Origin of the sequence: Microbacterium halotolerans, from assembly GCF_003569805.1 — a bacterium.
Taxonomy (GTDB): domain Bacteria; phylum Actinomycetota; class Actinomycetes; order Actinomycetales; family Microbacteriaceae; genus Microbacterium; species Microbacterium halotolerans.
Map to the genome: position 1 here is coordinate 101,263 of NZ_KZ984054.1, position 22,690 is coordinate 123,952.

The following is a 22,690-nucleotide window of genomic DNA, read 5'->3' on the forward strand; positions in this document are numbered from 1 at the left end:
CCTGAACGCTACCCCTGCGCTCCGGCCTAGTGTTCCGGGCATGGACCGGACGCTCGTCGCCCTCGCGTACATGAGCTTCACATGCGTGGCGCTCATGCTCATCCGGAGCGACATGGTGGAGCACCGCCTGCCGAACCGCGTCGTGCTGCCGGGCACCGCCGTGATCGCCGCCCTGCTCGCAGGAGCATCCGTGACCGGTGGCGGCCTCGAGGCGATCGCTCGTGCTGTGCTCGGGGCGAGCGTGCTCTGCGCGTTCTACCTCGTGCTCTGGGGTGCGGGAGGCGGCATGGGCGGCGGCGACGTCAAGCTCGCCGTGCTCGTGGGCTTCTTCCTCGCATGGCACGGATGGAGCGCATTCGGCATCGGCGCGGCGGCGGCATTCGTCCTCGGCGGCGCAGCAGCGCTCGTGCTCGTCACGCTGCGTCGTGCCACCCGCCGCACCCGCATCGCGTTCGGGCCGTTCATGCTGCTCGGCGCGTGCATCGGCCCCCTCCTCGGCTAGACCAGGCCTACGCGCTCGGTCATCGAGATGCGCGCCCATCGGACATCCGGGCGTTGAAAGCGGCGCATCTCGGCAGCGGGGACCGGTAGCGTGGGGAGGGTGAACGCTGTGTGGGACGCGCTGGGGAAGGGCATGGCCTGGGTGCTGCGACTGCGGCTCGTTCGGGCGGCGCTGATGTTCAGCGACCACCGCGGCGGGCTGCTCGCGGCCGCGATCACCTTCCGTGCGCTGTTCGCGCTGTTCGCGGCCGTGCTGCTGGGGTTCGCGGCTGCCTCGATCTGGCTGTCGACCAGCAGTGATCTGTGGAGCGCGTTGGTCACCATGGTCGGTCAGCTCGTGCCTGGGTTGGTCGGGACGGATGACGACGCGATCATCGACCTCTCCGTGGCACCGAAGCTGCCCGCCAGCAACATCGTCGCCGGTGTCGTCTCGGTGATCGCCCTGATCTGGGCGCTGGTCAGCGCCGTCGGCAATCTCCGGATGTCGGTGCGCTCGATCGCAGGTACCAGGCACACCAACGATGCCGCATGGCTGATGCGCGTGTATGACCTGCTCTTCGCCGTGTCGATCGCGGTGCTGCTGGTCGCGTCGGCAGCCGTGACGTTCCTGGGCACAGCGTTCACCGACCAGGTGCTCGACTGGCTGGGTGCGTCTGGCAGTGGGGCCGGTGCCTTCCTCACCAAGGCAGGCACGACCCTGGTGGTGTTCGCGCTCGACGCCGTGATCATCGGGTGGATGTTCTGGCTGCAGTCGGGAATGAAGGTCAGGGTGCGTCAGCTCGTGCTCGGCTCCCTCTTCGGCGCGGCCGGTCTCGTGGTGCTGCAGCAGCTGTCCAGTCTGTTCGTCGGGGGAGCAGACAGCAACCCGCTGCTGACGACCTTCGCCTCGCTCATCGCGCTGCTGCTCTGGTTCAACCTGTCGTCGCAGGTGATCCTGATCGCCAGTGCCTACATCGTGCTCACGGTCGAAGACGGCCAGAACCGCGTCGGCGCGACCTTCGGCGCCGAGACATTCAAGCAGCGCGCCGTCCGCGCGGCTGAGCGCGACGTGCGCGTTGCCGCCGACGCGCTCACCGTCGCCCGCGAAGAGGAGGCCGCAGAACGCGAGCAGCGAGCCCTCCGTCGAAGCCGCGCACATTCCTGATCCTGCGCCGGCCTGCCGAGATGCGCACGTCTCGTCGAGATGAGCAGATTTCAACGCCCGGATGTCGAAAAGGTGCGCATCTCGACAGCGTGATCAGCCGTAGGCTGAGAGCATGGCAGCCGCAGCAGGATCCGCGCCGGAGCGTTCGATCGAGATCGAGAAGAAGTTCGACGTCGACGAGGGGACGCCGGTGCCGGACTGGTCGACAGTGCCGAGCGTGCATGACGTCTCGGCTGGGGAGGAGCGCCACCTCGACGCGACGTACTTCGACACGGCCGAGGCCGTGTTGGCCGGTGCGGGCGTGGCGCTGCGCCGCAGAACCGGAGGACCGGATGCCGGATGGCACATCAAGGGGCCTCTGGCCGACGGCGGCAGAACCGAGTTGGGCTGGCCGCTCGGCGATGGACAGGCGGTTCCGGACGAGGTGCGCGCCGAGCTCGCGCGCTGGACGAGCGATCCGCTCGAACCGCTCGCGCGGATCGTGAACGACCGCACCGCCTACGCTCTGCGCGACGCCGCAGGGGGAGTGGTCGCGGAGTTCGTCGACGACCGCGTGCGCGCGACCGACCTGCGTGCCGGTGTCGAACAGGCGTGGTGCGAGTGGGAGGTCGAACTCGGCCCTGCCGCCCCTGCCGATCACGAGTCGTTCTTCGCCGAGATCACCCGCATCGCGACGGCAGCCGGCGCAAGAGGCGCCAGTTCGGCGTCGAAGCTTGCCAGAGCACTGGGGCACTGACGATACGGGTCGATGATCCAGACGCCGCATCTGTTCCGGCGCGACTGACGCAGAAGCAGGACCGGCGTGAGATGGGCGTCGCGCAGCCTCATCCCGGCTGACGACCGTTGCACGACTCGTGAGACTCCGCCAGCGCCGGAGGACGATCCGGCCGAATCCTGGGGGAACGACGGCGCCGCGTCAGCTCCGGGCTCCTGACATGGAGAAGCCCGGCACCTTGCGGAACCGGGCTTCTCTCGAACACGCGGGCGTCACAGGTTGATCATGTGACCGGCGAGGCCGTGGAAGCCCTCCTGCAGCGCCTCAGACAGCGTCGGGTGTGTGTGCACGTTGCGCGCCGCCTCGAGAGCGGTGAGATCCCACTTCTGTGCCAGCGTGAGCTCAGGCAGCAGTTCCGAGACGTCAGGGCCGACCATGTGAGCGCCGAGCAGCTCGAGGTGCTCGGCGTCGGCGATGATCTTCACGAAGCCGACCGGCTCGCCGAGGCCGTTCGCCTTGCCGTTCGCGCTGAACGGGAACTTCACGACCTTGATCTCGTGACCGTCTGCGGTGGCCTGCTCCTCGGTGAGTCCGAAGCTGGCCACCTGCGGCTGGCAGAACGTGGCACGCGGCATCATCCGGTAGTCGCCCAGCGTCTGCGTCTCGGCGTCACCGATCGTCTCGGCGGCGACCACGGCCTGCGCCTCTGCGACGTGCGCGAGCTGCAGCTTCGCGGTGACGTCGCCGATCGCGTAGATGCCGTCGACGTTGGTGCGCATGCGGTCGTCGATGTCGATCGCGCCGCGATCGGTGAGCTTCACACCCGTGGTGTCGAGGCCGAAGCCTTCGACACGCGGGGCGAAGCCGACCGACATGAGCACCTTGTCGGCGTCGATCTCGCCGGCCTGGCCGTCGCGGGTCTCGTAGGTGACGTGCACCGACGAGCCGTTGTCATCGACCGAATTCACGCCTGTGGAGGTGAGGATGTCGATGCCGAGCTTCTTGTACTGCTTGGCGATCTCCTTGGAGACCTCCGGATCCTCGTTGGGAAGCACGCGGTCGAGGAACTCGACGATCGTGACCTTCACGCCGTAGTTGCTGAGCACGTAGGCGAACTCCATACCGATGGCGCCGGCGCCGACGATGACGATCGAACCGGGCAGCTCGCGGCTGAGGATCTGCTCCTCGTAGGAGACGACGTTCTCGCTCAGTTCGATGCCTGGCAGCGACTTCACGGTCGAACCGGTTGAGACGATCACGTTGTCGAACGTGACCTCCTCAGCGGAGCCATCGGACTTCGCGACTGAGATCGACTTCGGTCCGGTGAAGGTGCCGCGGCCGTCGTATTCGGTCACCTTGTTCTTCTTCATCAGGAAGTGGATTCCCTTGACATGCGAGTCTGCGACCTTGCGGCTGCGGTCGAACGCCGCGCCGAAGTCGAAGGAGACCTCGCCTGAGATGCCGAAGAAGTCGGCCTTGTGGTTGAAGGTGTGAGCGATCTCAGCGTTCTTCAGAAGCGACTTCGACGGGATGCAGCCGACGTTGAGGCACACACCGCCCCAGTACTTCTCTTCGATGATCGCGGTGTTCAGTCCGAGCTGTGCACTGCGCACCGCGGCGACATACCCGCCGGGGCCCGCTCCGAGGATGACGACGTCGTAATGAGCCATGCTCCTAGCCTATCTCGCACTCAGGGGCGTTCGTCGCCGGAGTCGGTGCCGCCGCCGGATGAGGGCGGTCCCTTTCGCCTGCTCGTCACGATCGCGATCACGACGACCGCGGCGATCACCACGACGACGCCGCCGCCGAGCGCGATCCACATGCCGGTTCCGATGCCCGAGTCCATCGCGGACGCGTCCGATGAGGAGCCGGCGGCGTCATCGTCCTCCTGTGCGGTGTCGGACTCATCGGCGGGCTCCGACGCTCCGTCCGTCTCGGCAGAGCCCGCCTCCGCGTCGTCGGCATCGGTGCCGGGGGAGTCGTTGCCGTCGGTGCCGGGGGAGTCGTCGCCGTCGCTCGCGGAGGTGTCGGAGGAGTTCTCGACGGAGAAGCTGAAGGTGCCATCGATCGGATGCCCGTCGTTGGAGACGACCCGCCACGTCACCTCGTAGTCACCGGCCTCCCCGCCCGTGAGCGGCACGTCGACGTCGGTGCCGTCGATGGTGGGGGAGCCTGCGACGTCCTCGCCCGACGGCGACAGAACCTGTACGGCTGTGCCGTCCTCGGCATAGATCAGCTCGCCGCTGTAGACGAGCGTCAGCTGCTCGGGGAGCGTGTCGATCGTCGCGTCGGCCACCGGATCGGAGGCGACCAGCTGGTCGTGTGCGGAGGCGGGGGCGGCAACGGCGAGGGAACCGAGAGCGATGGCAGCGGCCGCCGCGGCGAGCGTTGCGACTCGCGCGGCATCGTGGCGGAGCGTGGAAGTCATATCCGAGACGATACGCGCGCCAACCTGACCGACTTCCTGAGTCCAACCCGACCGACTTCCTGAGTCCAAATTTCGTCGTCGTTCACCGAGCTGATCCGATACGCTTGTTCGAAAGGAGGAACGCGTGTCAGATTCTGAATTCCCGCCCACCACGGCGTCCGATCTTGGCCACACGGCTGGGGGCAGCGACATCCCGGGCGACACCACGCAGAGCATGCGCAGCGACTCCGATCTGTCGTACGTTCCGTTTGCGGGCGAGCTGTCGCAGACGGAGCTCGAAGCCATTCAGGCGCTTCCGAGCGGAGCCGCCCTGCTTCTCGTGCGCTCCGGCCCCACCGCCGGCGCCCGCTACCTCCTCGACCGCGACGTCACGACGGTGGGGCGTCACCCCGACGCCGACATCTTCCTCGACGACGTGACGGTCTCTCGTCGGCACACGCAGGTGCTGCGCGATGGCACCCGCTTCGAGATCGTCGACCAGCGTTCGCTCAACGGGACGTACGTCGACGGTGAGCGCGTCGATCGCGGCGCACTGCACAACGGCGCAGAGGTGCGCATCGGCAAGTTCAGAGTGAACTTCTTCAGCTCCCCGCACGACCTGTCCTCCGCGGGAGCGTAACAGTGGGGTCGCCCGCAAGGCGCGCGACGGCGGCGAAGGCCGGTCTGCTGAGCATCGGCCAGGTGCTCTCGCGGCTCCAGCCCGACTTCCCGCAGCTGACGTCGAGCAAACTGCGCTTCCTGGAGGTGCAGGGCATCGTCGCTCCCCAGCGCACTGCGAGCGGCTACCGCAAGTTCTCGGACGACGATCTCGAACGGCTCCGATTCGCGCTCACACTGCAGCGCGATCACTACATGCCGCTGAACGTCATCCGGGAGCACCTCGAGCAGCTCGACGCGGGCGAGGAGCCGCAGACGCCGATCGCACCGCCATCGATCCACCCGACCGAAGTGCGATACGACCGCAAGGAGCTGCTGGCCGCATCCGGTGCCGCTCCTCAGCTGCTCAACGATGCGATCAGCACGGGCGTCATCGAGGCGGGCAAGAAGTACACGGAGCGCGATGTCAGGCTGCTGTCGACGCTCGTGGCGCTCGATCGCCACGGCATCGAACCGCGTCACGTGCGCGGTCTTCGTCAGACAGCCGAGCGCGAGGTCGCCCTCGTGGAGCGCGCCATGTCGGCACTGCTGCGTCGCACCGACGCGTCGTCGCGGGCGAAGGCGAGTGAACTCGCGCCGGAGCTGGCGACGCGCCTCGACGACATCCGGACGATCTTCGTCAAGGACGCGCTCGGACGGCTGACCGATTAGTGGTGACGACATCTCACTTCGGTAACGGCGGCAGGACACGTGCCCGACACGATCCGGATGTCGTTGATCACCCCCGGGGTACGGCGTACCTTAGAGCTGATGTTTAAGGATGAAGGGGACACAATGACCGAACGCACTCCCTCCGAGCGCGGTTTCGCCGTCGACCTCCTCTTCACCGATGGACTTCCCGACCTCGATCCCGACGCGGGCTACCGGGGCGCAGTGGCCGCCAAGGCCGCTGGCATCACCTACCGGCAGCTCGACTACTGGGCGCGCACGGAGCTCGTCGTCCCCACGATCCGCAACGCGGCGGGCTCGGGCTCGCAGCGGCTCTACGGCTTCCGCGACATCCTGGTGCTCAAGCTCGTCAAGCGTCTGCTCGACACGGGCATCTCGCTGCAGCAGATCCGCACAGCGGTCGAACAGCTGCGCGCGGCCGGCATCCACGATCTGGCGGGAATCACGCTGATGAGCGACGGCGCGTCGGTGTACCTGTGCACGTCGAACGACGAGGTGATCGACCTCGTCAGCCGCGGGCAGGGCGTGTTCGGCATCGCCGTCGGCAAGGTGCTGCGCGAGGTCGAGTCGACGCTCGTCGAGTTCGACCCGAGCGTGCCGGATCCCGTCGACGAGCTGGCCGCCCGCCGCGCCCGCCGCACCGCCTGAGCGGGCCGCGAGCACGCCCGTCGCGGCGTTCTCGTCGGTCGCCGGGCTCTCTTCGGCCCGACTCCCTCCTCGGCCTTGCGCCGCCCGCACTCGCGGCCCGCTCCGCGAGTTCTGTGCTGGCGGCGTTGTCGTCGGTCAGGGCGCTGTCGGCGTCCTTCCCTCCTCCGCCTTGCCATCGCGGCGCCTGCGCCCCAGGTGCCGTCGAGGCGCGGTGAACACGTCTCTTCACGTCTCCGCGTTCTCTTCAGCTGCTGGCTGAGGAACCGCGGGAGATGCGAAGAGCTCTACTTCGTGTCGCGGGGATCGGGGATTCGGCCGGAGCGCATGACGCGGTCGAGCAGCATGTCGAACTCGCCTGCGAGCTCCTGGGCGGACTCGCCCGGCCACACGTGCAGCGGCTTGGCGGCGCCCTGAGCCTGCTGTAGCGAGGTGCGCTCGGGAAGCTGCGGCTCCAGCACCAGCGGGCCGAACATGTCGCGCAGCTCCTTGATCCGGAACTGGTGCTCGATGGACTGCGGGCGCACGCGGTTGACCACGATTCCGAGCGGTTGCAGGCGGGGGGAGAGGCCGCGACGGATCTCCTCGATGGCGCGCAGGGCACGGTCGGCGGCGGCCACGGAGAACAGGCCGGGCTCGGTGACGACGGCGACGCGGTCGCTGGCCGCCCACGATGTGCGGGTGAGGGCGTTCAGCGACGGGGCGCAGTCGATCAGCACGAGATCGTACTCGCTCTCGAGTATCGCCAGTGCCTCTTCGAGCTTCCACACATCGCGAACACTCGGGTGGGGGCCGTCGAAGTTGATGGCGGACGGGCTGCCGAGCAGCACGTCGATCGTACCGGGGTGGACCTTCGACCAACCGCTCGGCGCGATCGCCTGACGCACCGTCTTCTCCTTCGGCGACGTGAGCACGTCGGCGATGTTGAGCTTGCCTGCGGTGTTCACATCCATGCCGGTGGAGACGTCCGATTGCGGGTCGAGATCGCAGACCAGCGTCCGCAGGCCGCGCGCGAACGCGGCCGACGCGAGGCCGAGGGTGACGGTCGTCTTGCCGACGCCGCCCTTCAGGGAACTAACGCTGAGTACGTGCACACCTACACGTTACATTCCGTTACCTGTTCGTCGTCGGAATGCGCGGCCCGCGCCGAACGCGGCGCAGACCGGCTGCCGACACCGGCCCCGAACCGTCGGCGTCGGCAGGGTGCTCTAGTCTGGGGGACGTTGACCTTACCGAGCTGCCTGAGGAGGCACATGTTCGAGAAGATCCTGGTAGCCAATCGCGGAGAGATCGCGATCCGTGCGTTCCGCGCGGCCTATGAGCTCGGCGCACGAACTGTCGCGGTGTTCCCGTACGAGGACCGGAACTCGCTGCACCGGCTGAAGGCCGACGAGGCCTATCGGATCGGCGAAGAAGGCCACCCGGTGCGTGCCTACCTCGATGTCGACGAGATCATTCGCGTCGCCGTCGAATCGGGCGCAGACGCGATCTACCCCGGTTACGGCTTCCTCTCGGAGAACCCCGACCTCGCGGCGAAGGCCGCGGCGAACGGCATCACATTCATCGGGCCTGATTCGCGCGCCCTCGAGATGGCCGGGAACAAGGTCACGGCGAAGGAGCACGCGATCGCCGCGGGCGTTCCCGTGCTGCGCTCGACCGAGGCGACCGACGACATCGACGCGCTCGTCGCGCAGGCCGAGGACATCGGCTTCCCCGTGTTCGCGAAGGCCGTCGCCGGCGGCGGCGGGCGCGGTATGCGCCGTGTCGATTCGCTCGAGGAACTGGCTCCGGCTCTCGAAGCCGCGATGCGCGAGGCGGACAGCGCATTCGGCGACCCCAGGATGTTCCTGGAGCAGGCGGTCGTGCGTCCTCGACACATCGAGGTGCAGATCCTCGCCGACAAGCAGGGCTCAACGGTGCACCTGTTCGAGCGGGACTGCTCGGTGCAGCGCCGGCACCAGAAGGTGGTCGAGATCGCGCCGGCTCCGAACCTCGAGCAGTCGGTGCGCGAAGACCTGTACAAGCACGCCGTCGCATTCGCCGAGTCGATCGACTACCAGAACGCCGGAACCGTCGAGTTCCTGTTGGAGACTGCGGGGGAGCGCGCGGGAGAGGTCGTCTTCATCGAGATGAACCCCCGCATCCAGGTCGAGCACACAGTGACCGAAGAGGTCACCGACGTCGACCTCGTCGGCTCGCAGATGCGCATCGCGGCCGGTGCATCGCTTCAGGACCTCGGCCTCACGCAGGACAGGATCCACCTGCACGGCGCGGCCATGCAGACGCGTATCACGACCGAGGACCCCACGCAGGGCTTCCGTCCGGACACGGGCAAGATCACGACCTATCGCTCGCCGGGCGGAAGCGGCATCCGGATCGACGGCGGCACGACCGCCGCAGGCAGCGAGATCAGCCCGCATTTCGACTCGATGCTCGCGAAGCTCACCTGCCGCGGACGGGACTTCTCCACGGCTGTCGCCCGCGCTCGCCGTGCACTGGCGGAGTTCCGCATCCGCGGCGTCGCCACGAACATCCCCTTTCTGCAGGCCGTGCTCGAGGACGCAGATTTCATCGCAGGCGATGTCTCGACCGCCTTCATCGACGAACGGCCGGGTCTGCTGCGCGGGCGCGAGTCGAAGGACCGCGGCACGAAGCTGCTCACCTGGTTGGTCGACACGACGGTGAACAAGCCCAACGGCGACAACCCGCTCGGCTATTCGCCCGACTCGAAGCTGCCGGCGATCGATCTGAGCAAGGCGGCGCCTGCCGGGTCGAGGCAGCGACTTCTCGAGCTCGGCCCCGCGGGGTTCGCGGCGGCGCTGCGCGAGCAGACGCCGCTCGCCGTCACCGAGACCACCTTCCGCGATGCGCATCAGTCGCTGCTGGCGACGCGCGTGCGCACCCGCGACCTCGTGGCCGTCGCGCCGCACGTCGCGCGAATGGAATCGGAGCTGCTGTCGGTCGAGGCATGGGGAGGCGCGACCTACGATGTCGCCCTGCGCTTCCTCGGCGAGGACCCGTGGCAGCGACTGGCACGCCTGCGCGAGGCCCTGCCGAACGTCGCCATTCAGATGCTGCTGCGGGGCAGGAACACGGTCGGCTACACCCCGTACCCGACCGAGGTCACCGACGCGTTCGTACGCGAAGCGGCCGACACCGGCATCGACATCTTCCGCATCTTCGACGCACTCAACGACGTCTCGCAGATGCGCCCGGCGATCGACGCGGTGCTCGCCACAGGTACGACCGTCGCCGAGGTGGCCGTCTGCTACACGGGTGACCTGCTCAACCCGAACGAGAAGCTGTACACGCTCGACTACTACCTGGAGCTCGCGGAGCAGATCGTCGATGCGGGCGCGCACGTGCTCGCGATCAAGGACATGGCGGGGCTGCTCCGCCCCGCGGCGGCCGCGAAGCTGGTCACGGCGTTCCGTGAGCGCTTCGACCTGCCCGTGCACGTGCACACGCACGACACCCCAGGCGGGCAGCTCGCCACCCTGCTCGCCGCCTCGGCCGCGGGGGCGGACGCGGTCGACGCCGCCAGCGCGCCGATGGCGGGAACCACGAGCCAGCCGTCGCTGTCGGCACTGGTGGCCTCGCTTGCGCACACGGAGCGCGACACCGGCCTGTCGCTCGACGCGGTCAGCGACCTCGAGCCCTATTGGCAGGCGGTCCGCCACCTGTACGGCCCGTTCGAGTCGGGTCTCGACGGGCCCACCGGTCGCGTGTACCGTCACGAGATCCCCGGCGGCCAGCTGTCGAACCTGCGCCAGCAGGCGATCGCGCTCGGGCTCGCGGACGACTTCGAGCTGATCGAGGACATGTACGCGGCCGCCGACCGGATCCTGGGCCGCGTGCCCAAGGTGACGCCGTCGTCGAAGGTCGTCGGCGACCTCGCACTGCAGCTCGCGGCCGTCAAGGCCGACCCCGCCGACTTCGAGAACCACCCGGAGAAGTACGACATCCCGGACTCGGTCGTCGGCTTCATGGCGGGCGAGCTCGGCGACCTGCCCGGCGGCTGGCCCGAACCGTTCCGCAGCAAGGTGCTTGCCGGTCGCAGCGTCAAGCCAGGAGTCGAACCGCTCACAGAGGAGGACCACGAGGGCCTGAACGGCGACTCCGCAACGCGTCGCCGCACGCTGAACCAGCTGCTGTTCCCCGCTCCGACTCGCGCGTTCGAGCAGACCATCGCCGCCTACGGCGACGTCTCACTCCTCGACACCGCCGACTACCTCTACGGCCTCGAGCAGGGCAAGGAGCATGTCGTGGAGCTCGAGAAGGGCGTCGAGCTCTACGCGGGGCTCGAATCGATCGGTGAGGCCGATGACAAGGGCATCCGTTCGGTGATGACGACGCTGAACGGTCAGCTCCGACCGGTTTCCGTGCGAGACCGCAGCATCGACGTCGACGTGGTGCAGGCGGAGAAGGCCGACTCGTCGCAGCTCGGCCATGTCGCGGCGCCGTTCGCCGGAGTCGTGACGCTGAAGGCGGCCGTCGGCGACACGGTGAAGGCGGGCCAACCGGTCGCGTCGATCGAAGCCATGAAGATGGAGGCGGCGATCGCCGCGCCCGCCGATGGAACGATCGAACGACTCGCGATCGCCGCCACGCAGCAGGTCGACGCGGGTGACCTTTTGGTTGTGGTCGCTCCCGCCAAGTAGATTGGCTGTCTGTGGCACGTCACGAGAAGCAATCCGAAGAGGAGTTCGAGGACCATGGTGTCCTCGACACTCCTGCCGCGGACACGACCGCGCTCAACGCACTGGGTCTTCCGACCGAGCAGGTGAGGATCAACCTGCCGCGCGGGTACGAGGATCTGGACGACGAGGGCGTGGTCGACGACGGCCCGGAGCCGCTGTCCGGCGGTTCGATCGTGCTCGAGCTTCCCGACCACGGCGCCGAGCATCCGGTGGGTCACGTGACTCGTCCATCCGCCGACGTCGAGCGGGACGAGTCCGTCGAGGACGAGTCGGAGTCCGATCCCGATGAGTCGGTGGCGACGGATTCCGATCCGGATGAGTCGGACGCTGATCCGGATGAGCCGGTGGAACCGGACGCCGGTCCGGACGATTCCTCGGAGCACGACGCATCGGACCCCGGACATGCCGACGGCGGAGGCCTGCTCGGCGCCGACGCCGAGCAGGTCGTTCAGGAGTCGGGCACCGGCGACTCGGGGGAGCACCTCGCCACGGAGCCTGCCGAGACGGAATCCTCACCTGTCGCGGTCGCCGACGTCGCTGAGCCGGACGAACCGGCCGACGAGTCGGACACCGAGGCGGAGTCGCTCGATGTCGCAGAGGCGGGTGCTGACGGCGGTGCAGGCACGGCGGACATGAGTGCTTCTGACGAGGCGGATCCGAGCGCCGATGCCGATGACAGCGCGCTCGAGGCGGAGCAGAACGACGCAGGCACGACATCCGAGGACGGCGAGCAGGACGAGGCGACGCTCGGCGCATCTGACGCCGCGGGGCAGGAACCGGACCTCGCCGAGGACGAAGCACTGGAGGACGCTGGGTCGGCTCCGCTCGACGACGCCGCGCCCGCACGGGAGGTGCGCGAAGACGTCGTCGACCACACCGAGCTCGACGAGATCGCGGGCACGACGAACGAATCAGCGACCGCACCTGCGGCGACCGACGACGCCACGGAGGCGGAACCTATGGCAAGCACCGACGCACCGTCGGCATCGAACGGTCCATCGACGCGGTTCGTATCCCAGTCGGCGACGGGGCAGCGGGGCGGCTCGGGCGGCGAAAGCGCCAACCAGCTCACCAGCGACCGCCTGATCGAGTCCTCGCGGAGGAGGGTCCAGCCCGAAGGCGCGTGGCGCGGATTCTTCTACCGTGCGACGGGCGGCCTGATCAACCTCGGCGACAGCAGGAAGGTCCGTCGGCGCAAGGAACTCACCGCGCGGATCGCCGCACCGCTGCCTGGTCGTGCCAGGTTCGTGCCCGTGCTCAGCCGCAAGGGCGGAGTCGGCAAGACGACTGTGACGACACTGCTCGGCATGGCGCTGGCCGATGGGCGAGACGACCGCGTGGTCGCCGTGGACGCGAATCCCGACAGAGGCACACTGGCAGAGCGCGTCGCGACCCGCACCAACCGCACCGTGCGCGACGTCGTGCGTCGGCACGACCGGATCCGCGGCTACGCCGACATCACCGACCTCGTCGCTCGGGACTCGACGCGTCTCGACATCGTCGCATCCGAGACCGACCCGCACATCGCCGACGCGTTCGACGACGCCGACTACCGCACTGTGGCCGAGGTCGCCTCGCAGTACTACTCGCTGGTGCTCACCGACACCGGCACCGGCATCATCCACGCCGTGATGGGCGCGACCCTCGACATGGCCGATCAGCTGGTCGTGGTCGCCGGCCCGAGCGTCGACGAGTCCCGGCTCGCATCCGAGACGCTCACGTGGCTCGAGGCGCACGGGCATGAAGACCTCGTGCGCGGCGCTGTCGTGGTGCTGAACCAGTCGGCGCCCGGCCGCTCCCTCGTCCGACTCGACGAGCTGGAGACGCACTTCGCCTCGCGGGTGCGCGCCGTCGTCCGTCTGCCGTACGACGAGAACCTCGCAACGGGCGGTGCTGTCGCGTTCGCCGATCTGCGACCGGGCACGCGCCGTGCGGCGAGGGAGGCAGCGGCCCACGTCATCGAGGGGATGCGCTCCGCCGCGCTGCACTCCGTGGGGGATGAGGCGTGACGGTTCGTGAGATCCGGCTGTACGGTGATCCGGTTCTGCGCATGTCGTGCGCGGAGATCACCGACATCGACGACGGCATCCGATCGCTCGTGACCGACCTGCTCGACACCGTGAAGCTGCCGGGCAGAGCGGGCGTCGCCGCGCCGCAGATCGGCGTCGGGCTGCGCGCGTTCAGCTACAACGTCGACGACACCATCGGATACATCCTGAACCCGCGCATCGTCGAGGTGCGCGGAGAGCTCGAGCCGACGGGCGAGGGGTGCCTGTCCGTGCCCGACCTCTGGCATGACGCCATGCGCCACCCGTACGCGCGGGCCGAGGGCATCGATCTGAAAGGCGAAGAGGTCGTGCTCGAGGGAACGGGTCTGTTCGCTCAGATGCTGCAGCACGAGACCGATCATCTCGACGGAACCGTGTACCTGCAGCGACTCACCAAGGACGAGCGCCGGATCGCGATGCGCGAAGTGCGCGAGTCCTCCTGGTTCTGACCTCGCGTGCCCGTGAGCACACGCTTCGCGGTGCTGCTATCAGTCAACTTCGCACAAGCTGAGTCGCGCTGGTGCCGTCGGCGAACTCGTGTCGGTCTGCTGCGATGAATCGGCGAGGATCGAACTCGCTGGCGAAGAGGCGGATTCCTTCGCCTGCGACGACGGGGTAGCGCTTCAGCACGATCTCGTCGATCTCGGAAAGAAGCGAACCGGCGAGACTTCCGCCACCGCACAGCCAGATGTTCTTGTCAGATGGCTGGCGCTTGAGTCGTCGCACCAGGTCCACGGGGTCGCCGCGGTCGATGTTCACAGCCGCATCCTCAAGCTTCAGCGTGCGCGATATCACGTGCTGATGCAGGTGTGCGTACGGGCTGGTCGTGGGCACTGCGAGCGCGGGCTCAAAAGTCCGCCGTCCCATGACGACAGTGTCGAAGGCTCGGTTCTCCTTGTCGTCGATATCGAGTTGATGCCGTATGTGCGTGGGAAGAGTCTCCGGGTAATGGGCGATGATCCAGGAGATGAGTTCTTCAGTGACCGGGAAGATGTCAGTCTCCCCTTGTGGCCCAGCAATGCATCCGTCGAGCGTGACTCCGACGTAGTACACGAGCTTCCGCATGAGCTGCCCTCCGTAAGTACAATGAATGAAGTACTTTGAATGTAGTGGAAAGCGAGGCAGGTGGCAATGCGACGGAACCACGAACGACGTAGGGCGCTGAGTGACGCAGCGATCGAGGTCTTGGCGCGCGAAGGCGCGCGCGGTTTGACGTTCCGCGCCGTCGATAGTGAAGCGAGCGTGCCGACGGGGACCGCGTCGAACTACTTCGCCAACCGCGACGAGTTGTTCATGCAGATAGGTGCGCGGGTCTACGACCGGATGCTGTCAGGCGTGCCTGCGACGGCGGTCGGGCGGCAGGAGGGAGGGATGGACCGCTTCGTCGAACTGATGCAGGAACTCGTTGTGCGGGTTTCGTCCTTCCCGTCCGGGCATCTGGCCCTGATCGAGCTGCGGCTGGAAGCGATACGCAGACCGGCGCTGGGAGAAGTGCTCAGCGAGCGCATCCGGAAGGATATCGACACCAATGTCGCGAATCATGTGGCGTCAGGCCTGCCTGGTGACGAAACCTCTGTTCTGCTCCTGTACCTGTCGCTGAACTGGCTGATTCTGGAGCGCTTGACGCTGCCGCACCTGCTCGACGAGGCCGAGGTGCAGCGACTCATCGAAGCCGCCGTCTCGAGGGCGCTGCAGGTTCCACAGATCTCGTCCCACGGGTGACAGTGGTGCTCAGTCCTCGGGAAGCGGAGCCGACCTTCGTCGAATCTGCTCCGCGCCGCCGACGGCGTCCAGGAGGCGCGACAGGGTCTCAGCCGTTGTGTGGACGCTGTCTTCCCCCGCGGCATCGATCAGAACGGCGTTGAGCTGCGCCCGCACGTGGCGGCCGTCGGCGATGAGGTCTTCGCCTCGAGCGGTCAGCGAGATCCGCCTGACTCGGTTGTCTGCCATATCGGTGCGTCGCGTGACGTAGCCGAGATGCTCGAGCTCGCGGACCTGGGCAGAAGCTCGCTGCTGTGTGACGCGCATCTGATCTGCGAGGTCGGAGACCGTCGGGTCGCCGTTGATCAGATGCTGAAGCAGATATCCGTGGGACGCGCGCACATCCGGGTGGCCTAGTGCTCTCAGGGCGGTCAGCAGATGCCGATTCGCTGCCGCCGCGGTGAGTTGCGCAAGAGTGGCGATGTCGATCTCAGCGGGTTCCACGGATGCCATACTCAGATCCTAGCCGAGTCGCACAACAGTAGTTGAACAATCGCGGTTGTGTGATTACGATGCGAGATGTGACGAACTACAGCACTCTCGCCCTGGTCCGCGAACTGCACAGAGCACTCGAAGCCGGACGCAGCGGGAAGGACATCCGCAGCCTGTTCCATGAGGACGTCGAGATGATCGAGCATCCGAACGCGCTCAAGCCGCACGGCGGTGTCTTCGGCGTCGAGCAGCTGATCGCGTCTTCCGCGGCGGGAGTCGAGATGCTTCTGTCACAGACCTTTCAAGAGCTGTCCGCGGTCGTCGACGGCGGACACGCGGCGCTTCGAGTCCGATGGCAGGGTGTGGTTGCCGTCGACGCGGGGCCCTTCGAAGCAGGTCAGGAGCTGACGGCGCATGTCGCCCAGTTCGCAACGGCCGTGGACGGCCGGATTCTTCGGCTGGAGACCTATGACTGCTACGAGCCGTTCTGAGTGAAGCCTTCAGCCGCGCAGGCCGCGCGTCCTGGCCTCAGCCCGCGACGGAGACGTTGGTGGTCTCGTTCGGATCGCCGTAGAGGCGCTCGATCTCGTCGGCGAAATCGTCGAGGATCTGCGCGCGCTTGATCGACAGCTTCGGCGTGAGGTGTCCGGTCGCCTCCGTCCACTCCGTGCCGAGGATCTGGAACTTGCGGATGGACTCCGCCCGCGAGACGAGCGCGTTCGCCTCGTCGATCTGACGCTGCACCTCCGCGCGAACGGCGGGGCTGTGAGCGGCCTGCTCCAGTGTGAGATCCGGCGACTCGCCGTGAGTGCGCAGCCACGCGGGCAGCATCTCGGGATCGAGAGTGATCAGCGCGGAGATGAACGGCTTCTGATCGCCGACCGCCACGACCTGACCGATGATCGGGTTCGCCCTGATCGGATCCTCCAGAACTGTCGGGGCGACGTTCTTGCCGCCTGCCGTGACGATGATCTCCTTCTTCCTGCCGGTGATGGCGAGGTAGCCGTCATCGTCGATCGAACCGATGTCGCCCGTGCGGAACCAGCCGTCGTGGAACGCATCCTCAGTCGCCTGCGGGTTCTGCCAGTACTCGCGGAACACGTTGACGCCGCGGATCTCGATCTCGTCGTCGTCGGCGATCCGGATGTCCACACCCGGCAATGCGGGACCGACCGTGCCGACCTTGATCCTGTCGGGCACGTTGACCGAAGCGGGGGCCGTGGTCTCGGTGAGACCGTAGCCCTCGAGGATCTTGATGCCGAGGCCGCGGAAGAAGTACCCGAGCCGCGGACCGAGGGGAGCGGAGCCCGAGACGGCGTAGCGCACATTGCCGCCCATGCGCTCGCGCAGCTTGGAGTAGACCAGCTTGTCGAACAGCGCGAACTTCGCCCGCAGCAGCGGGCCGACCCGCTTCCCCTCCTGCTCGCGACGGGCGTGTTCGATCGCCGTCCTCGCAGCGATGCGGAAGATGCGTCCCTTGCCCTCCGCCTCGACCTTCGCCTCGGCCGCGTTGTACACCTTCTCGAATACTCGCGGCACCGCCAGCAGAAGAGTCGGCTTGAACGATCCGAGGGCGTCGACGAGGTTCTTCGTGTCCGGCTCATGACCTGTGCGCACGCCGGAGTGGATGTACAGGACAGACATGAAGCGCGCGAACACGTGAGCGGTCGTGATGAACAGGATCGTCGACGCGCCCGGCTCGGCGATGACCTCGCTCAGAGCGACGGCCGCATTGCGTGACGTCTCGACGAAGTTGCTGTGGGTCAGCACGCATCCGCGCGGTCGGCCCGTCGAACCCGACGTGTAGATGATCGTGGCGACGTCGTCGCCGTTCGCGAGCCGACGGCGGCGCTCGATCTCCTCATCCGGAGTCTCAGCGCCCTCCTTGATGAGCTCGTCGATCATCCCTCTGTCGAGCACCCATGTCCTGCCGATCAGGGGGAGATCACCGGCGACCTCGTCGTAGCGCGACAGGTGCTCCTCAGTCTCGGTGATCAGCCATGTCGCGCCGGAGTCGGAGAGGATCCACTGCACCTGCGACGGCGAGCTCGTCTCATAGACGGGCACCAGGATCGCGCCGGCGTAGTGCAGGGCGAAATCGACGAGCGTCCATTCGTACGTGGTGCGCGCGATGAATCCGACCTTGTCGCCCGGGCGCACACCGGATGCGACGAAGCCCTTCGCGAGCGCGATCGTCTGATCCTCGAACTCGCGGGCGGTGATGTCTCGCCAGCCGGTTTCCTCCGGAACGCTGAAGATCGCGCGGTCGGGTGTTGCTCTGGCTCGTTCAACCAGCAGATCGGCGATGTTCGCGTCGGGGTCTGCTGGGACGAGTGCGGGTACTGACGTTTCTTTCACGGCAGCTCCTTCGGTACCGTCGGTGGGTTGCTCACCACTCTATGGGCAATCCGGTGCAGCTGTGGGCAATTCGGCGCGGCGGTAAGCTGATTCGGCCGTGCGTGTTCGGCGACCTGACAGAGGGGGAGAAGCGATGTTCTACTGGCTGATGAAGTATGTCGTGCTCGGCCCGCTTCTGAAGGCGATCTACCGGCCATGGGTCACCGGCAAGGAGCACGTGCCGACCAGCGGCGCCGCCATCCTCGCGAGCAACCATCTCTCCGTGATGGATTCGATCTTCCTGCCCGTGCAGCTCGACCGCCCGATGTCCTTCCTGGCCAAGAACGAGTACTTCACCGGTCGCGGCCCCAAGGGCTGGGCGATGAAGTGGTTCATGAAGGGGACGGGCCAGATCCCGATCGACCGCTCCGGCGGACAGGCGTCCGAGGCGGCGCTGAACACGGCGCTGCGAGTGATCGGGCGGGGCGACCTGCTCGGCATCTATCCCGAGGGCACGCGCAGCCACGACGGCACGCTGTACCGCGGGCGCACGGGCCTGGCGCGGATGGCGCTCGAAGCGAAGGTGCCCGTCATCCCCGTCGTGATGATCGACACGGAGAAGATGCTCCCGATCGGCGCGAAGATCCCGCGCACCGTGCGCGTCGGAGTCGTGATCGGCGAGCCGCTCGACTTCTCGCGCTACGCGGGCATGGAGAACGACCGGTACATCCTGCGATCCGTCACCGACGAGATCATGGTCGCACTGCAGCGGCTCGGACAGCAGCGCTACCGCGACGAATACGCGAGCGTCGCCAAGAGCCGTGCAGCACGTGAGGGCGAACAGGCCGCCGTCGCGAGCTGATCCACTCGCTGACGATCCGCTGATGGGGGAGAGCGGCAGAAGAGCGCCGGTGACACGGCGTGCCCGAGCCGTGTCACGGGCCGTTAGGATCGTGGGGTGACTGAAAATCTCCGTGATCTCGATGCCTGGCGTTCGCTTCCCATCAAGCAGCAGCCCTCGTATCCGGATGCCGCAGCAGTCGCCGACGTCACGGCAGAGCTCGCGTCACTCCCGCCCCTGATCTTCGCAGGCGAGGCCGACACTCTGAAGGCGCGCCTGGCGCGGGCAGCCGCCGGTGAGGCGTTCCTGCTGCAGGGCGGCGACTGCGCCGAGACGTTCTCCGGTGCCACCGGCGACAAGATCCGCAACCGGGTCAAGACTGTGCTCCAGATGGCCGTCGTGCTGCAGTACGGCGCTTCCATGCCGGTGGTGAAGATGGGGCGCATGGCTGGGCAGTTCGCCAAGCCCCGTTCGAAGGACACCGAGACGCGCGGCGAGGTGACGCTTCCGGCGTTCCGCGGCGAGATCGTCAACGGGTTCGACTTCACACAGGCTTCGAGAACGGCCGACCCCAGCCGCCTGCTGCGGGCATACCACACCTCGGCATCGACGCTGAACCTCATCCGCGCGTTCACGCAGGGCGGTTTCGCCGATCTGCGTGAAGTGCACTCGTGGAACAAGGGCTTCGCAGAGAACCCGGCCAATCGCCGGTACGAGGGACTCGCGACCGAGATCGACCGCGCGATCAAGTTCATGGAGTCGGCGGGCGCCGACTTCGACGAACTCCAGCGCGTGGAGTTCTTCACGGGCCACGAGGGCCTGCTGATGGACTACGAGCACCCGCTCACGCGCGTCGACTCGCGCACCGGCGACGTGTACAACACATCGGGCCACTTCCTCTGGATCGGTGAGCGCACGCGCGACCTCGACGGCGCCCACATCGAGTACTTCCGCCACATCAAGAACCCGATCGGTGTGAAGCTGGGTCCGACGACCGACCCCGAGACGGCACTGAAGCTGATCGACATCCTGGATCCGGATCGCGAGCCGGGTCGGCTCACGTTCATCACCCGGATGGGGGCGGGCAAGATCCGCGAGGCGCTGCCGCCGCTGCTCGAGGCCGTGAAGGCCTCGGGTGCGCAGCCGCTGTGGGTCACCGACCCGATGCACGGCAACGGCATCACGACGGCGAACGGCTACAAGAGCCGGCGCTTCGACGACGTGGTCGACGAGGTGCGCGGCTTCTTCGAAGCGCACCGGCAGGTGGGGACGTTCCCCGGCGGCCTGCACGTCGAGCTCACCGGTGACGACGTCACGGAGTGCCTCGGCGGTTCGGAGCGCATCGACGAGGCAGCGCTCGAGTCGCGCTACGAGTCGCTGTGCGACCCGCGCCTGAACCACAAGCAGTCGCTGGAGCTGTCCTTCCTGGTCGCAGAGGAGCTCGAGAAGCTCTAGCGCGGCCCGCGGGCACGGCGCTGGCTGTTGTCGTCAGCCAGGGCACTCTCGGTGCCCGTTCTCTCCTCCGCCTCGCCATCGCAGCACCCGAGAACCGCGTTGCCCGGTGGCAGTCCGGCTCGCGAGATGCGCACTTGTTCGACGAGATCACGTACAGCGGCGCGCATCTCGGCGAGAAGTGCGCATCTCGGCAGCGGGGCGCGGGTCAGATCGGGCCGTCGTTGTCGAGGAGGAGCTTGACCGTGGTGCCGGGCAGGAGGCGTTCGCCTTCGTCGGGGTCGGTGCCCGTGGCGACGATCCAGCCGTTGGGGAACATATCCCATGCCCGTGTGTACTCGACGTCGAAACCTGCGTCCTCGAGGGCCTTGATCGCCTGGTCGCGATGCATGCCCCCGACATCCGGGACGGGGATGGGCTCGGGGCCGAGGGACGTGATCAGCTTGATCGTGTCGCCCTCGGCGAAGACGCCGTCCTTCTCCACGGTGCCGATCACCTGGTCGGCCGAGATCGTGTCGCTGTACCGCTCCTCGACATCGTCAGAGACTGTCAAGCCGACGTCCTCGAGTGTGTTCTCGGCATCCTGCACGGAGCGTCCTGCGACATCGGGCACCGCACCGAGTGATACGGACAGCACCGCGGCATCGCCGTCGTGGGCCGTGCAGCCGTCGATGCACTTGACCAGTTCGTCGTCGTCGCCCGCCTCTCTCGGCCGGATGCGGACGTTCGTGACGTTGCCGGGGGTCGCATCGAGGTAGTACTTGCGCACGCTCTCGACCTCGATCCCGAGCTGGTCCAATTGGTCCGTCGCCTCACTGAGCGCTGTGCCTGGCAGCGCGGGAACGTCGACTTCCGCCGCGCCCAGTGACACGTTCACCGTGACGACGGTCTCGCGGTCGAGGGAGGTGCCGGGCTCGGGATCGGTTCCGATGACCGTGCCCGGTTCGTCGGAGAGGCTGTGCACCCCATGCTCCTCGGCGATCAGATCGAGCTCCGACAGCGTCGCTTCGGCTTCGGCGAACGTGCCGTCCGTCACGTCGGGGAGCATGACGCGGGAACCGGGCCCTGAGCCCCAGTACCATCCCGTGCCGCCGGCGGCGATGGACAGCACCAGCAGGAGGGCTGTAAGCCAGAAGCCGCGCCGCGTGCGACGCTCCGTGACGCGGCGCAGCCTGACGGAGTTGTCGACGGGCTGCGGACCCGTCGACATCATCTGACCGCCGGTGATCGCGTCTGTGACCTGTTCGGTGCGCGAGAACGGCATCACCTTGGTCGGATCGCTGGGCTCGGGGTCGTCGCTCGGTGCATTGGGGACGACGATCGACGCCCCGCGCGAGGCCATCGGTGCGATGCCCAGCTCCCGCTCGATCTCGCGGAGCCTGTCGAGCATCTCGCTCGCATCGCCCGGCCGCTCATCCGGGTCCTTCTCCGTCGACCAGAGCACCAGCTCGTCGATCTGCTCCGGCACGCCCGGATTGCGCACGCTCGGGCGAGGCACGGAATCCGTGGCGTGCTGGTACGCGATCTGCATGGGCTGCTCGCCCCGGAACGGCTGCACACCCGTGAGCATCTCGTAGAGCATGATGCCGAGCGCGTAGATGTCGCTGCGGGCATCGGCCATGCCGCGCGTGACCAGCTCGGGGGCGAGGTATGCGATCGTCCCCAGCAGCTGCGCGCCCGTTGCGGTGTTGGCGCTCGTGGCGCGGGCGAGCCCGAAGTCGCCGATCTTGATGCGTCCGTCCTCCGCGAGCAGCACGTTCTCCGGCTTGACGTCGCGGTGGATCAGCCCCCCGGTGTGTGCGGCGGCGAGCCCGGATAGCACGGCGTCCATCACGGTGATCGTCTGCGTGACGGTGAGGCGCTTCTGCTCCTTGAGCAGATCGCGCAGCGTGATGCCAGGCAGGTACTCCATCACCAGGTACGCCAGCTCGCCGTCCTGGCCCTGGTCGAAGACGTTCACGACATGCGGGTCGGCCAGGCGTGCGGCCGAACGCGCCTCCTGGATGAACCTGCTCTGGAACACGCTGTCGTCGCTCAGGTGCGCGTGCATCACCTTCAGCGCGACGCGACGCTCCAGCCGCAGATCCGTGGCGACGTAGACGGTCGCCATACCGCCCCTGGCGATGCGCGATCGCACCCTGTAGCGGTCGTCGACAAGCTGCCCGATCAACGGGTCGACTTGCTGACTGGTGCTCACGGCGTCATTCTACGGTTGCGGTGTGGACATCGGCTGGAGCGCAACACCCGCGCAATCACGCGGGTGGCGGGTCGTTATGCAGTCGTGAACGTGCCGGATGCGCGCCGGGCGAACTGCCGGGAGGAAGTCGATGCTCCGCGTCGTGGGCCGACGATGACGAGCG

General features: G+C 67.4%; 20 protein-coding genes. 13 read left to right on the top strand and 7 right to left on the bottom strand.

Going from position 1 to position 22,690, the window contains the following annotated elements:
* Positions 1-40: 40 nt before the first annotated feature.
* From DZG09_RS14160 to DZG09_RS14170, 3 genes are all read left to right on the top strand, one after another.
* Entirely contained in the window at positions 41-502 is a 462-nt protein-coding gene (locus DZG09_RS14160; protein ID WP_119698398.1) for a prepilin peptidase, read from the top strand.
* 99 nt (positions 503-601) lie between these two features.
* The gene (locus DZG09_RS14165) at positions 602-1,645 is read left to right on the top strand and encodes a YihY/virulence factor BrkB family protein (RefSeq protein ID WP_162893332.1); all 1,044 of its coding nucleotides are present in this window, start codon (positions 602-604) and stop codon (positions 1,643-1,645) included.
* 112 nt (positions 1,646-1,757) lie between these two features.
* Entirely contained in the window at positions 1,758-2,381 is a 624-nt protein-coding gene (locus DZG09_RS14170) for a CYTH domain-containing protein (protein ID WP_119698400.1), read from the top strand.
* 251 nt (positions 2,382-2,632) lie between these two features.
* Here the strand turns inward: DZG09_RS14170 and lpdA are convergent, their stop codons facing one another.
* On the bottom strand, positions 2,633-4,030 hold the full coding sequence (lpdA, locus tag DZG09_RS14175) for a dihydrolipoyl dehydrogenase (protein WP_119698401.1): 1,398 nt from the start codon (positions 4,028-4,030) through the stop codon (positions 2,633-2,635).
* 20 nt (positions 4,031-4,050) lie between these two features.
* Complete coding sequence (locus tag DZG09_RS14180) at positions 4,051-4,788, bottom strand: copper resistance CopC family protein (RefSeq protein WP_162893333.1); 738 nt, start codon at positions 4,786-4,788, stop codon at positions 4,051-4,053.
* 214 nt (positions 4,789-5,002) lie between these two features.
* Between DZG09_RS14180 and DZG09_RS14185 the strand changes: the two genes are divergently transcribed.
* The 3 genes from DZG09_RS14185 (at position 5,003) to DZG09_RS14195 (ending at position 6,762) form a co-directional block, all read left to right on the top strand.
* Positions 5,003-5,407 carry an FHA domain-containing protein gene (locus DZG09_RS14185; RefSeq protein WP_119698403.1) on the top strand — a complete coding sequence of 135 codons (405 nt, stop codon included), beginning with the start codon at positions 5,003-5,005 and terminating at the stop codon, positions 5,405-5,407.
* 2 nt (positions 5,408-5,409) lie between these two features.
* Positions 5,410-6,096 carry a transcriptional regulator FtsR gene (ftsR, locus tag DZG09_RS14190; RefSeq protein WP_240424052.1) on the top strand — a complete coding sequence of 229 codons (687 nt, stop codon included), beginning with the start codon at positions 5,410-5,412 and terminating at the stop codon, positions 6,094-6,096.
* A 123-nt stretch (positions 6,097-6,219) separates the two neighbouring features.
* A complete protein-coding gene (locus DZG09_RS14195; RefSeq protein ID WP_087055647.1) occupies positions 6,220-6,762 on the top strand; it encodes a MerR family transcriptional regulator in 543 nt (180 codons plus the stop codon).
* Between the two features lie 284 nt (positions 6,763-7,046).
* Here the strand turns inward: DZG09_RS14195 and DZG09_RS14200 are convergent, their stop codons facing one another.
* On the bottom strand, positions 7,047-7,853 hold the full coding sequence (locus DZG09_RS14200; protein ID WP_119698404.1) for a ParA family protein: 807 nt from the start codon (positions 7,851-7,853) through the stop codon (positions 7,047-7,049).
* A 159-nt stretch (positions 7,854-8,012) separates the two neighbouring features.
* On the opposite strand from DZG09_RS14200, the gene DZG09_RS14205 reads away from it, so the two are divergent.
* The 3 genes from DZG09_RS14205 to DZG09_RS14215 are packed head-to-tail and all read left to right on the top strand — an operon-like array spanning position 8,013 to position 13,956.
* Positions 8,013-11,420 carry a pyruvate carboxylase gene (locus tag DZG09_RS14205; protein ID WP_119698405.1) on the top strand — a complete coding sequence of 1,136 codons (3,408 nt, stop codon included), beginning with the start codon at positions 8,013-8,015 and terminating at the stop codon, positions 11,418-11,420.
* An 11-nt stretch (positions 11,421-11,431) separates the two neighbouring features.
* A complete protein-coding gene (locus DZG09_RS14210) occupies positions 11,432-13,468 on the top strand; it encodes a MinD/ParA family ATP-binding protein (protein WP_240424053.1) in 2,037 nt (678 codons plus the stop codon).
* The gene (locus DZG09_RS14215) at positions 13,465-13,956 is read left to right on the top strand and encodes a peptide deformylase (protein WP_119698406.1); all 492 of its coding nucleotides are present in this window, start codon (positions 13,465-13,467) and stop codon (positions 13,954-13,956) included. The genes DZG09_RS14210 and DZG09_RS14215 overlap by 4 nt, the downstream gene beginning before the upstream one ends.
* A 43-nt stretch (positions 13,957-13,999) precedes the next feature.
* Here DZG09_RS14215 and DZG09_RS14220 read toward each other — a convergent pair whose 3' ends face one another.
* Positions 14,000-14,572 (bottom strand): dihydrofolate reductase family protein, encoded by a 573-nt coding sequence (locus tag DZG09_RS14220; RefSeq protein ID WP_119698407.1) that lies wholly within the window; start codon positions 14,570-14,572, stop codon positions 14,000-14,002.
* A 66-nt stretch (positions 14,573-14,638) separates the two neighbouring features.
* On the opposite strand from DZG09_RS14220, the gene DZG09_RS14225 reads away from it, so the two are divergent.
* Complete coding sequence (locus DZG09_RS14225; protein ID WP_119698408.1) at positions 14,639-15,229, top strand: TetR/AcrR family transcriptional regulator; 591 nt, start codon at positions 14,639-14,641, stop codon at positions 15,227-15,229.
* Between the two features lie 9 nt (positions 15,230-15,238).
* On the opposite strand, the gene DZG09_RS14230 is transcribed toward DZG09_RS14225, so the two are convergent.
* On the bottom strand, positions 15,239-15,721 hold the full coding sequence (locus tag DZG09_RS14230; protein WP_119698409.1) for a MarR family winged helix-turn-helix transcriptional regulator: 483 nt from the start codon (positions 15,719-15,721) through the stop codon (positions 15,239-15,241).
* Between the two features lie 68 nt (positions 15,722-15,789).
* On the opposite strand from DZG09_RS14230, the gene DZG09_RS14235 reads away from it, so the two are divergent.
* Entirely contained in the window at positions 15,790-16,191 is a 402-nt protein-coding gene (locus tag DZG09_RS14235) for a nuclear transport factor 2 family protein (RefSeq protein ID WP_162893334.1), read from the top strand.
* A 37-nt stretch (positions 16,192-16,228) separates the two neighbouring features.
* On the opposite strand, the gene DZG09_RS14240 is transcribed toward DZG09_RS14235, so the two are convergent.
* Positions 16,229-18,058 carry an AMP-dependent synthetase/ligase gene (locus DZG09_RS14240; protein ID WP_119698411.1) on the bottom strand — a complete coding sequence of 610 codons (1,830 nt, stop codon included), beginning with the start codon at positions 18,056-18,058 and terminating at the stop codon, positions 16,229-16,231.
* A gap of 133 nt (positions 18,059-18,191) precedes the next feature.
* Here DZG09_RS14240 and DZG09_RS14245 point away from each other — a divergent pair, with 133 nt between their 5' ends.
* Entirely contained in the window at positions 18,192-18,899 is a 708-nt protein-coding gene (locus tag DZG09_RS14245) for a lysophospholipid acyltransferase family protein (protein WP_119698412.1), read from the top strand.
* Positions 18,900-18,995: 96 nt separating this feature from the next.
* Positions 18,996-20,333 (top strand): class II 3-deoxy-7-phosphoheptulonate synthase, encoded by a 1,338-nt coding sequence (locus DZG09_RS14250; protein ID WP_119698413.1) that lies wholly within the window; start codon positions 18,996-18,998, stop codon positions 20,331-20,333.
* 205 nt (positions 20,334-20,538) lie between these two features.
* Here DZG09_RS14250 and pknB read toward each other — a convergent pair whose 3' ends face one another.
* Complete coding sequence (gene pknB / locus DZG09_RS14255) at positions 20,539-22,527, bottom strand: Stk1 family PASTA domain-containing Ser/Thr kinase (protein WP_119698414.1); 1,989 nt, start codon at positions 22,525-22,527, stop codon at positions 20,539-20,541.
* Positions 22,528-22,690: the final 163 nt, after the last annotated feature.

Coding starts and splice junctions, on each gene's coding strand:
- DZG09_RS14160 (WP_119698398.1), top strand. CDS start 41: ATGGACCGGACGCTCGTCGCCCTCGCGTACATGAGCTTCACATGCGTG.
- DZG09_RS14170 (WP_119698400.1), top strand. CDS start 1,758: ATGGCAGCCGCAGCAGGATCCGCGCCGGAGCGTTCGATCGAGATCGAG.
- lpdA (WP_119698401.1), bottom strand. CDS start 4,030: ATGGCTCATTACGACGTCGTCATCCTCGGAGCGGGCCCCGGCGGGTAT.
- DZG09_RS14180 (WP_162893333.1), bottom strand. CDS start 4,788: ATGACTTCCACGCTCCGCCACGATGCCGCGCGAGTCGCAACGCTCGCC.
- DZG09_RS14185 (WP_119698403.1), top strand. CDS start 5,003: ATGCGCAGCGACTCCGATCTGTCGTACGTTCCGTTTGCGGGCGAGCTG.
- DZG09_RS14195 (WP_087055647.1), top strand. CDS start 6,220: ATGACCGAACGCACTCCCTCCGAGCGCGGTTTCGCCGTCGACCTCCTC.
- DZG09_RS14205 (WP_119698405.1), top strand. CDS start 8,013: ATGTTCGAGAAGATCCTGGTAGCCAATCGCGGAGAGATCGCGATCCGT.
- DZG09_RS14220 (WP_119698407.1), bottom strand. CDS start 14,572: ATGCGGAAGCTCGTGTACTACGTCGGAGTCACGCTCGACGGATGCATT.
- DZG09_RS14225 (WP_119698408.1), top strand. CDS start 14,639: ATGCGACGGAACCACGAACGACGTAGGGCGCTGAGTGACGCAGCGATC.
- DZG09_RS14230 (WP_119698409.1), bottom strand. CDS start 15,721: ATGGCATCCGTGGAACCCGCTGAGATCGACATCGCCACTCTTGCGCAA.
- DZG09_RS14245 (WP_119698412.1), top strand. CDS start 18,192: ATGTTCTACTGGCTGATGAAGTATGTCGTGCTCGGCCCGCTTCTGAAG.